The sequence below is a fragment of the Streptomyces sp. NPDC048278 genome (assembly GCF_040652195.1).
Classification (GTDB): domain Bacteria; phylum Actinomycetota; class Actinomycetes; order Streptomycetales; family Streptomycetaceae; genus Streptomyces.
On sequence record NZ_JBEZLP010000016.1, the window covers coordinates 103,372 to 114,341 of the forward strand.

At 72.7% G+C, this 10,970-nt stretch carries 7 protein-coding genes and 1 riboswitch; of the genes, 2 read left to right on the plus strand and 5 right to left on the minus strand.

Annotation, left to right across the window (positions count from 1 at the left end; all coding sequences use genetic code 11):
• Nucleotides 1-177: 177 nt before the first annotated feature.
• Nucleotides 178-1,335, minus strand: coding sequence for an NlpC/P60 family protein (locus AB0D74_RS26815; RefSeq protein ID WP_362592010.1), 1,158 nt, complete (start codon nt 1,333-1,335; stop codon nt 178-180).
• A gap of 7 nt (nt 1,336-1,342) precedes the next feature.
• A riboswitch (cyclic di-AMP (ydaO/yuaA leader) is annotated at nt 1,343-1,517 on the minus strand.
• A gap of 312 nt (nt 1,518-1,829) precedes the next feature.
• Between AB0D74_RS26815 and pcrA the strand changes: the two genes are divergently transcribed.
• Nucleotides 1,830-4,289, plus strand: a complete 2,460-nt coding sequence (gene pcrA / locus AB0D74_RS26820; RefSeq protein ID WP_362592012.1) for a DNA helicase PcrA — start codon at nt 1,830-1,832, stop codon at nt 4,287-4,289.
• Nucleotides 4,290-4,353: 64 nt separating this feature from the next.
• Here the strand turns inward: pcrA and AB0D74_RS26825 are convergent, their stop codons facing one another.
• Complete coding sequence (locus tag AB0D74_RS26825) at nt 4,354-5,829, minus strand: peptidoglycan DD-metalloendopeptidase family protein (RefSeq protein WP_362592015.1); 1,476 nt, start codon at nt 5,827-5,829, stop codon at nt 4,354-4,356.
• Between the two features lie 253 nt (nt 5,830-6,082).
• Nucleotides 6,083-6,949 (minus strand): alpha/beta fold hydrolase, encoded by an 867-nt coding sequence (locus AB0D74_RS26830; protein ID WP_362592018.1) that lies wholly within the window; start codon nt 6,947-6,949, stop codon nt 6,083-6,085.
• Between the two features lie 324 nt (nt 6,950-7,273).
• Between AB0D74_RS26830 and AB0D74_RS26835 the strand changes: the two genes are divergently transcribed.
• Nucleotides 7,274-7,690, plus strand: a complete 417-nt coding sequence (locus AB0D74_RS26835; protein ID WP_362592021.1) for a cobalamin B12-binding domain-containing protein — start codon at nt 7,274-7,276, stop codon at nt 7,688-7,690.
• A 99-nt stretch (nt 7,691-7,789) separates the two neighbouring features.
• On the opposite strand, the gene AB0D74_RS26840 is transcribed toward AB0D74_RS26835, so the two are convergent.
• Both AB0D74_RS26840 and AB0D74_RS26845 read right to left on the minus strand, forming a co-directional pair.
• Complete coding sequence (locus tag AB0D74_RS26840) at nt 7,790-9,382, minus strand: DUF5691 domain-containing protein (protein ID WP_362592024.1); 1,593 nt, start codon at nt 9,380-9,382, stop codon at nt 7,790-7,792.
• A gap of 103 nt (nt 9,383-9,485) precedes the next feature.
• Nucleotides 9,486-10,841 carry an SWIM zinc finger family protein gene (locus AB0D74_RS26845; protein WP_362592027.1) on the minus strand — a complete coding sequence of 452 codons (1,356 nt, stop codon included), beginning with the start codon at nt 10,839-10,841 and terminating at the stop codon, nt 9,486-9,488.
• Between the last annotated feature and the right edge of the window lie 129 nt (nt 10,842-10,970).

Below are 10,970 nucleotides of genomic sequence, written 5' to 3' on the forward strand. Positions count from 1 at the left end.
TGATGCTAGGGAGAGCCTGCCGCAGGACGAACGGGGCACGCGCGCGTGTCACGAACGATGCACGCGCGCGTGCGGCCCGAAAACCGCGCGCCGGTGCGCCGAGGCGTGCGGGGGACGGGCGGGGGAGTGCGGGGGAGCGGGTGGGGCGCCCGGGGGACGGCGGGCGCCCCGTGAGGGTCAGGCCGGCCGCACCACGCTGTGGATGATCGACTCGCCGCCGTAGTAGATCGACTCCTCGCGGACGTAGGCGCCGGGCTTGGGGGCGTGGATCATCATGCCGTTGCCGATGTAGATGCCGACATGGCTGACGTCGTCGTAGAAGAAGACCAGGTCGCCGGGCCGGGCGTCGGCGAGGGGGACGGTGGTGCCGGCGTTCACCTGGTCGTAGGTGGTGCGCGGCAGGGAGACGCCCGCGGCCTTCCAGGCGGCCTGGGAGAGCCCGGAGCAGTCGTAGGAGCCGGGGCCGGTGGCGCCCCAGACGTACGGCTTGCCGATCTGCGCGCGGGCGAAGGCGATCGCCTTGGCGGCCTTCGTGGCGTAGGCGGAGTCCGAGCCGGAACCGGAGCCGGAGCCCGAGTCGGAAGAGGAGCCGCTCGACGCCGAGGACGACGCCGCCTGGTCGGCCGCCGCGGCCTGCTGCTTCGCCAGTTCCGCCGCCTTGCGGTCCGCCGCCTCCTGCTGCCGCTTCTCGATCGCCGCCAGCCGGGCCTTCTCCGCGGCCGTCAGCTGCGACAGCAGCTCCCGCGCGGAGGCCAGCTTCGTCTGCACGGTGGTCTTGGCGGTCTTGAGGTCGTCCTGCGTCTCGGTGAGCGTGTCGAGGCTCTGGGAGGCCTCCTGCCGCTTCTTCATGGTCGCGGACTGCTCGGTGACGTAGTCGTCGACCGCGCCCTTCTGGCGCGAGGTCAGGCGGCTCATCAGCTGGTCCTGGTCGAAGTAGTCCTGGGGACTGTCCGCGAGCAGGAAGGTCGCCGTGTCGGGGACGCTCGCCCCGGTCCGGTACTGGGCCGCCGCGAACGAACCCAGTTCCTCACGCGCCTTGTTGAGCCGGTCGGTGCGCCGGGCGACGTCGTCGAGCAGGGCGTCGACCTGCTTGCGCTGCCTGCCGGTCCGCTCCTTGGCCGCGTTGTACTTCTCGGTCGCCGACTCCGCCTGCCGGTAGAGGGAGTCGACCTTCTTCTCGACCTCCTCCAGGCTCGGCTTGCCGTCGTCGGAGGGGGCGGCCTCGGCCGTCTGGGAGAACAGGGCCATGGAGGTGAGGGCTGCGGTGGCCAGGGCGGGGGTGCGTATGCCTGCCGCGCGCGTTCCTGACGGCCGGGACTTGCGGTGCGACGCCAACGGGGGCGACTCCTTCCAGCGTTCCGCCTACCGAGTTAGCTGTCGGGTTCGGGCGGGTGGTTCGGAAGGGTTGCCCTACGGTCCGTTCTCCGGTGGGGAGTCGGGACCGATTCACCCCAAGGTCGGTGTGGGTCCCCGGCTCCGGGTGCGCGGCGGCACTCCGGACTCGGCGGAGGCCGTGCGGCCCGGCGACGTTCGCCGGTGGGGGTCGTGCGGCCTGCCCGGCACGCTAGCCAACTCGTGTGGTCTCTGTGAAGTTTGATGTGCGATATGCCCGATACATTTTCGTGACCTTGGCGTTGTGTGGGGTCCGGGCGGCGCGATTCGGGATGTTATGGGCGGCTTGCCCGATGGTGTCGAAGGGTTCGAGACGGGTGTTCCCTGCTGCGTGACGCGCGTCGACCGGCCGTGACGGAGTGGATCTGTTCGGTGACCGGGACGAGTTTTCGGGGCGGCGGCCGGTTGTCGGTGGGGCGCCCTAGACTCGGAGAGCGATGAGCAGCCTCTTTGACGACAGCTTCCTGGCGAACCTCCAGGCCCCCCGCGGCCATGACGAGGAACCTCCGCCGCCGCCCGAGGACGAGCACGCTCCGGAGTCGATTCCGGACGATCTGTTCGGCGGGAAGTTCGACATGCCCCCGGACCGGGACGCCTACTACCGCGACGGCGCCGCCCGCCCGGCCCTGGACCCGGCCGCACTCCTGGAGGGGCTGAACGACAACCAGCGGGCGGCCGTCGTGCACGCCGGCTCCCCGCTGCTCATCGTGGCCGGCGCCGGTTCCGGCAAGACGCGCGTGCTCACCCACCGCATCGCCCACCTGCTCGGCGCGCGCCAGGTGCACCCGGGCCAGATCCTCGCGATCACCTTCACCAACAAGGCCGCGGGCGAGATGAAGGAGCGCGTCGAGCACCTCGTCGGCCCGCGCGCGAACGCGATGTGGGTGATGACCTTCCACAGCGCCTGCGTGCGGATCCTGCGCAGGGAGAGCAAGAAGCTCGGCTTCACCTCCTCCTTCTCGATCTACGACGCGGCCGACTCCAAGCGCCTGATGGCCCTGGTCTGCCGGGACCTGGACCTCGACCCCAAGCGGTTCCCGCCGAAGTCCTTCAGCGCCCAGGTCAGCAACCTCAAGAACGAGCTGGTCGACGAGGAGGACTTCGCCGCCCGCGCGAGCGACGGCTTCGAGAAGACCCTCGCCCAGGCCTACGCCCTCTACCAGTCCCGGCTGCGCGAGGCGAACGCCCTCGACTTCGACGACCTGATCATGACGACGGTCAATCTGCTGCGCGCCTTCCCGGACGTCGCCGAGCACTACCGCCGCCGCTTCCGGCACGTCCTGGTCGACGAGTACCAGGACACCAACCACGCGCAGTACGCCCTCGTGCGCGAGCTGGTCGGCACCGGCGAGCCCGACCTGCCCCCCGCCGAGCTCTGCGTCGTCGGTGACGCCGACCAGTCGATCTACGCCTTCCGGGGCGCGACGATCCGCAACATCCTCCAGTTCGAGGAGGACTACCCGAACGCGACGACGATCCTCCTGGAGCAGAACTACCGCTCCACGCAGACGATCCTCTCCGCCGCCAACGCGGTCATCGAGCGCAACGAGTCCCGCCGCCCGAAGAACCTGTGGACCAACGCGGGCGCGGGCGCGCAGATCACCGGCTACGTCGCCGACACCGAGCACGACGAGGCACAGTTCGTCGCCGAGGAGATAGACCGTCTGACGGACGCGGGCGAGGCGAAGGCGGGCGATGTCGCCGTCTTCTACCGCACCAACGCGCAGTCCCGTGTCTTCGAGGAGATCTTCATCCGGGTCGGCCTGCCCTACAAGGTCGTCGGCGGCGTCCGCTTCTACGAGCGCAAGGAGGTCCGGGACGTCCTCGCCTACCTGCGGGTGCTCGCCAACCCGGAGGACTCCGTCCCGCTCCGCCGCATCCTCAACGTCCCCAAGCGCGGAATCGGCGACCGCGCGGAGGCGATGATCGACGCCCTCGCCCAGCGCGAGAAGATCAGCTTCCCGCAGGCGCTCCGGCGCGTCGACGAGGCGTACGGCATGGCCGCGCGGTCGACGAACGCGGTCAAGCGGTTCAACACGCTGATGGAGGACCTCCGTACGGTCGTGGAGTCCGGTGCCGGGCCCGCCACGGTCCTGGAGGCGATCTACGAACGCACCGGATACCTGGCCGAGTTGCAGAACTCCACGGACCCGCAGGACGAGACCCGCATCGAGAACCTCCAGGAACTCGCCTCCGTGGCACTGGAGTTCGAGCAGGAGTCCGGCGAGGGCGAGGAGCAGGCCGGGCTCGCCGACTTCCTGGAGCGGGTCGCCCTGGTCGCCGACTCCGACCAGATCCCCGACGACGACGAGAACGGCGACGGCGTCATCACCCTGATGACCCTGCACACCGCCAAGGGCCTCGAATTCCCGGTGGTGTTCCTGACCGGCATGGAGGACGGCGTCTTCCCGCACATGCGCGCCCTCGGCCAGACCAAGGAGCTGGAGGAGGAACGGCGGCTCGCCTACGTCGGCATCACGCGCGCGCGGGAGCGGCTGTACCTCACGCGGTCGGCGATGCGCAGCGCCTGGGGCCAGCCGTCGTACAACCCGGCCTCGCGCTTCCTGGAGGAGATCCCGGGCGCGTATCTGGAGTGGAAGCGGACCGGGGCGATGGCGCCGGTCTCCTCCGGGCCCGCGGCGGGCGTGGCTGCCTCGCTCTCCTCGACCCGCTCGCGCTCCTCGGCGTCGGGCGCGTCCGGCTTCGCCACCCGGCGGACCTCGGAGCAGCCGGTGGTCTCGCTGGCGGTCGGCGACCGGGTCACCCACGACCAGTTCGGCCTCGGCACGGTCGTCGCGGTGAAGGGCACGGGCGGCAACGCGGAGGCGACGATCGACTTCGGCGAGGCCAAGCCGAAGCGGCTGCTGCTGCGGTACGCGCCCGTGGAGAAGCTGTAGGGGAGAGACCTGACGGACCCGGGCCCCGGGCCTGGGTCCCGGGGGCCCGCGCCCCCGGTGCCGGTCAGGTCGGGTCGAGCCCGTGGCTGCGCAGCCACGGCAGCGGGTCTATGGCGGCGCCGCCGGCCGGCCGGACCTCGAAGTGCAGGTGCGGGCCGGTCGAGTTGCCGGAGTTCCCGGAGTACGCGATCGGGTCGCCGGCCTTCACCGTCGTACCGGCGGCGACGCGGTACGACGAGAGGTGGCAGTACCACGTCTCCGTGCCGTCCTTCGCCGTCACGATCATCATGTTGCCGTAGGCGCTGTTCCACTTGGTGGAGACGACGCCGTCGGTCGCGGCCATCACCGTCGTGCCGTAGGAGACGGGGAAGTCGATGCCGGTGTGGACGGACATCCAGTTGACGCCGGCCTGGCCGAAGTAGGCGCTGAGCCCCCGCTGCGTGACCGGCAGCGCGTACTTCGGTCGCAGCCGCTCCTTGCGGGCCGCCTCCGCCGCCGCCTTCTTCTTCTCGGTCTCCTGCTGGGTCTTGAGGTCGATGCGCTCCTGCGTCCGGCTGGCCCGGTCGGCGAAGTCGTCGGCGCCCGCCGAGAGCGTCCTCAGCTGGGCGTCCAGCTTGCTGTTGGCGGCGGACGGTTTCACCGACTGCGCGTCGGAGGCCGAGGCGGTGGTGTCCTTGCCGTCGTCGGTCAGGCCGTTGACGGAGGCGGCGGCGATCCCGGCGACCCCCATCACACACACGGAGGGCACCGCGACGGTCAGCAGCGCGGACCGCTTGGGAGGCGTACGGCGACGGGAACGCGCCCCCGCGCGGGAGCCGGCGCGCGTCGCCGCCGACGGGGCCGGGGTGACCGGGGTGACCTCTTCCTGGTCGTCCAGCAGTGGCGTTACTGCGGGCAGTTCACCGGTCGAGGCCGGCTCCGTGTACTGCCCGTGCTCCGCCTGCTCCTCGAAGTCCCCGTACGGCTCGTGCTGTTGCGCGTGTTCGTGTTCGGGCTCGTATCCGGGCTCGGGCGCGGGCTCGTGGTCGGGGAGCTGCGCCGGGGTGCCGTCGGAGTTCCACTGCGTGGCGTCGTACACGCCGGTGTCGAAGGCCTGGGTGCCCCACTCCCACTGCTGGGTGGCGCCGGCCATGCCCGACTGGTCGGGCTGGAGCCAGGCGTTCGCGTCCCAGTGACCGCTGGTCTCGGCGGCCGTCCCCTGCGCGGGGACGGTCCAGGCGGTGCTGTCGTAGGCGCCGGAGTCGTAGGCGGCGTGGTGCTGGGCCGCGTACGGGTCGTAGTTCAGCGTCTGGCCGCCGGAGGTCTGCCACTGCGTGGTGTCGTACGCGCCGGTGGCCTGGCCCTGGCCCTGGCTCTCGCCCGGGAGGCTGCCGAAGAGCGGGTCGCCGTGGAAGGCGGTGCCGGTGGCGGTGTGGTCGCCGTACGTGGTGAAGTCGCCGTACTGGGCTTCCTGGGTGCCGTACGGCGCGTAGTGCGCCGGATCGGCGTCCGAAGCCGGGGCCGGGGTGGTCATGGTCCCCGACGGGTGACGGTCGTTCACCAACTTCTCTTTCGCCTCGACAACAGGGGCTGCCAGAGCAGTGCGGCGACTGTACCCGGCGGTATGCGGGCGCGACAATCTTCAACAGGTTTCGCTGTTTCGGGAAACGGGCATTCGGCCGTGTTTCGGGGGACGACGGGCGCGGGTTTGGCTTTGTGTTCGAGGATTGTTCGAGGCGGGTGGGGTCTTCGGCGCTCCTCGAAGCGTCTTCGAACCGTCCCCGGGGCGCCCCCAGGGCGTCCTCGGACCGCCCTCAGGCCACCGTCAGACCGCCCGCGGTCCGCTCCTCCGTGTGTGTTTCGTCGAGGGCCTGTCGTATACCGGTCGCGATCGCCGGGTGGACGGGCAGGGCGAGGTGGCCGATCCCGGTCACCCGCACGTTCGTCGCCATGAGGTCCGGGTGGTCGACGCGGGCCGTCTCCACCGGCTCCATCAGCGAGTCGAGATCGCTCCAGAAGCTCACGAACCGGGTACGGCAGCCGGGCGCGGGCCGGGTCAGCTCCTCGATGACCTCCGAGCCGGGGCGCATCTGCCGCACGATCGGGTGCGCGTCCGCCAGCGGCGCCACCCGGGTTCCGGAGTGCGGGGTGCCGAGCGTCACCAGGGTGCGGACGCGCAGGTCACCGCCGAGGCGCTGGACGTAGTAGCGCGCGATCAGCCCGCCGAGGCTATGCCCCACGATGTCGACCCGGCCGCTGCCGGTGCGCTCGCAGATCTCCTCGATGTGCCGGCCGAGCAACTCCGCGGCGGTGCGGATGTCGCAGGTCAGCGGCGAGTAGTTGAGCGACTCGACGCGCTGGCCGCCGTGCTGGGCGAGGGCGCGGCGCAGCAGGACGAAGACCGAGCGGTTGTCGATGAAACCGTGCAGCAGCACGACCGGCGGGGCCGCCCGGACCGGCAGCCGGGCCGTGCCGACGGGCTCCGGCGACGGTACGGAGGGCACGGCGGGGCGGCGCTCCGGGGTGAGGCCGGTCGGGTAGAGCAGCAGATGCGCGGCCAGGATCGCGGCCTCCAGGGCGGTCGACTTCAGGAGGGCCGGCGACAGGCCGGTGAGCCTGCTCGGCAGGAAGCGGCGGCAGAGCGGGAGGAACGGCTCCAGCAGTACCTCGGTGACCTTCATCGGCCGACCTCCTGTCGGCACGCCGAGGACAGCTCCGTCCCCCGTGTGCCCTCATGGGGAGACCGGTCGGAGGCGGCGGGGGCGGCGGGCCGCGACGACGTGCCGCGTCACGTGCCGTACCGTCCCCGCGGACCACGCTGCGGCTCCCTGACGTGTCCCGCTGTGTGTGATTTCCCCCTCTGTAACCTCCGCGAAACTGCCGGTTGCGGGATGCTGGAGATAACGTTCGTTCACTCGGGACGGGTGGCGGAACGCGCCGAATGTGCGGTACTTCTCGGTACCAATGGATGGTGGCGTGTTCGTTTCGTGGTCATGGAGGCAGTGATGGGTGTGGCAGCCGGTCCGATCCGCGTGGTCGTGGCCAAACCGGGGCTCGACGGCCACGACCGCGGGGCCAAGGTCATCGCGCGGGCGTTGCGCGACGCGGGCATGGAGGTCATCTACACCGGGCTCCACCAGACGCCGGAGCAGATCGTCGACACCGCCGTCCAGGAGGACGCCGACGCCATCGGCCTCTCCATCCTCTCCGGCGCCCACAACACCCTCTTCGCCGCGGTCATCGACCTCCTCAAGGAGCGTGACGCCGAGGACATCCTCGTCTTCGGCGGCGGCATCATCCCCGAGGACGACATCGCCCCTCTCAAGGAGAAGGGCGTCGCCGCGATCTTCACGCCGGGGGCGACGATGTCCTCGATCGTGGAGTGGGTGCGGGAGAACGTGCGGCAGCCGACCCAGGCGTAGGCCGCGAGTGCGGGGGGCCGACGGTTCCGGTGGTGCGGGGCGGGCGTTCGTGGTGTGCGTGCGGCGCCGTCGTGGCTGGTCGCGCAGTTCCCCGCGCCCCTACGGGGCGCTGTTGTTCAGCTCTGTGAGCATCGCCGCCCGCAGTCTCAGCGTGGTCACCAGGCGCTGGAACGCTTCCGCCCAGTAGCCGCCGGCTCCCGGTGAGGCGTCCTCGCGTTCGTCCGGGGTGGCGAGGAGTGCGTCGAGGCGGTCGGCTTCCGCGGGGTTCAGGCAGCGCTCGGCCAGGCCCATCACCCCGCTGAAGCTCCACGGGTAACTCCCCGCGTCCCGGGCGATGTCGAGGGCGTCCACCACGGCCCGGCCGAGCGGCGCGGACCACGGTACGGCGCACACGCCGAGCAGCTGGAACGCCTCCGACAGGCCGTGTGCCGCGATGAAACCGGCCACCCAGCCGGCCCGCTCCCCGTCCTCCAGCGTGCCCAGCAGCTTGGCCCGCTCGGCCAGGGACACCGCGCCCGGACCGCCCGCCTCCGGTGCCGCCGGCACCCCGAGCAGCGCTCTCGCCCACTCCGCGTCCCGCTGCCGCACGGCGGCCCGGCACCAGGCCGCGTGCAGCTCGCCCTGCCAGCCGTCCGCCACCGTCAGCGCCACGATCTCCCGGGGCGTACGGCCGCCGAGCCGGGCCGGCCAGCAGGAGAGCGGGGCCGCCTCCACCAACTGCCCCAGCCACCACGACCGTTCGCCGCGTCCGGTCGGCGGCTTGGCCACGACGCCGTCGCGCTCCATCCCCGGGTCGCACTCCGGCGGGGCCTCGACCGCGATCACGGGCCCGTTCCCGGTGTGGTCGACGGCCACGCCCGCACCCGCCCGCACCGCCATCCGCCCGGCGAGCGCCGAGCCGGGCAGCGCGGACAGCAGCTCGGCCGCCGTCGTCCGCACGTTACGGCTGCGGTCCGACAGCGCCTGTTCCAGGAACGGCTCGTCCCCGGCGGCCAGTCCCGTGCGCAGCGAGTCGAGGAACATGAGCCGGTCCTCGGCCCGCTCCGTCGCCCAGGTCCCGGCCAGCAAGTCGCGCGCCGCCTCCGGCGAACGGGCCCGCAGCGCGGCCAGCAGGGCCACCCGCTCGGCGAACAGCCCCTCCTGCCAGAGCTGCCGTATCGCGTCGGTGTCCCCGGGGCCGGGCAGGGTCGCCCCGCCGCCCGGGGCCGCGCGCAGGGCGAACCGCCAGTCCTGGTTGAGCCGGGCCAGCCACAGGGCGCGCGGTCCGGCGAAGGCCAGCGCGGCGGGCCGCAGGTCGGTACGGCCGCGGGCCGCGTCCAGCAGCGGGGGCAGCGCCTGCGGGGGCGCGGCGAACCCGCGTGCGTTGGCCGCCGCGAGCCACTGCGGCAGCAGCTCCATCAGGTCGGGCGAGGTACCCCGGCGGCCACCGGCCGCGGTGCCGGGGCGGTCGGACAGCAGCATCGCCAGTCTGCGTGCCGCGGCGGCCGGCAGCGCGGGGCGCGGGTCACCGGCGGCCGGTTCGGGGCGGCACGCGGCCGGTGCCGGACGCAGCCCGGCCCGCCGTCGTACGGTCGCCACGGCTGCCTCGTCCAGCAGGGCCACCGGAGCCTCACGCCCCGGCCCGCCGGTCGCGGCCGGCCGCCGGTCCGTGCCCAGCAGGGCCGTGGTGACCAGATCCTCCCAAGCGGTCACGGGGTTCCCCTTCCACGAGATCCAGTTCCACGAGATCCAGTTCCACGCGATCCGGTTCCACGAGATCCAGGAGTTCTGCGAGTCGGTTCGGGTGTCGGCCGGGTCAGCACAGCGGTACCGCCTCGCCGGCTTGCTCCGGCCAGGCCGTCAGCGGGGTGAAGCCGTGGTGGCCGCACTCGCCGAAGACCGTGACCGGGGCGCCGCCCGAGAGCGCGACCAGCCGCCACAGGCCCGGCCCGGAACGGGCGCCGGGTGTCAGCGGCAGTGCCGACTCGCCCTCGGCGTCCGCCAGTTGCCAGGAGTCGCCGTCGGGCACCGGCACGACCCGGCCGAGCGTCACCGGCACCGAGTCCAGCCACGGGTCGTCGCGCAGTGCCTCCCCGTACCGGGCCGCCGCCTGCGCCGTCGGTATGCCCGGCGGCCGGGCCGGCAGGGGCGCGGGTGCGGCGAACCGCTCGCCCAGCGCCGCCCGGTGCTGCCCCGCGCCCGGATAGGCGGACAGCTCCGCGTCCAGGGCGAGCCCGACCGGCAGCGCCAGCTCGGGGGCGCGGCCGGCCGCGCCGTAGGAGAGGAGCAGTGCCGTACGGCCCGATGCGGCGCCGTGCAGCCAGATCCGGCGGGTCGTCAGCTTCGGGTCCGCCGTGTCGTACTGGGCGAGAACCAGCCAGCGGTCGCGCACCGGCGGGCCGTCCGCCTGGGCGGGCAGGCCGACGCGGGAGCGGACCGTGGCCGCGAGGCCCGCCGGGAGCCGGTCGCGGCGCAGCCAGCCCTGGTCGAGGAGGTGCAGCAGCGCGCACTCCTCGAGGAGCCGCACCGGCCAGCCCGGACCGGAGCCCGGTATCGCCCCCAACTCCCGCACCCGCGCGGCCAGTCCGGGAGCCTGGGCGTCGACCATGCGAGCCGCCGTCTCCTCCCACAGGCCGTACCCCGCCTGCTCGGCCGCGGCCAGGCCGCCGCGCAGCAGGTCGGACAGCCGCTGCTCCAACTCCGTGGCGCCCGCCGTGACCCGCTCGGCCCGCTGCTCCGCCCGGCGCCGGGCCGCCTCGGGATCAGCGGCGGCCGGGGAACTCCCGCCGCCCGTCGGCCGTTTGTCGTCCGCGCGCTTGCGCCGGCCCGCGATCCACTGCTCGGCCCAGTCCGGCGGCTCCTGCGCCGCAGGCACCGCGTCGTCCCCGCCCGCCCAGAGCAGGAGCAGTCCCAGGGCGTGCTTGCAGGGGAACTTCCGGCTCGGGCAACTGCACTTGTACGCGGGCCCCGCCGGGTCGGCGACGTCCACGATCGTCTGGTACGGCTTGCTGCCGCTGCCCTTGCACAGTCCCCATACCGTCCCCTCCTCGCCACTCCCGGCTCCGGACCACGGCCCCGCCGCTCCGAGCCTGCTTCCCGCCTTGCGTGACGCGGCGTCAGGCGCCAAGGCCAGCACCTGGTCCGCACTCCAGCGCACCCCCTGCTGAGTCATGCCATCGAAGGTAGATCCCACCACTGACAATCGCCCCGGCGAGCGTGTTTGTGCAGGTCAGAGCGATTGTCAGTGGCGTGGTGCACGGTGGACACCAGATCCGAACCGGCCGAGCTGGAGGGGGCCTCA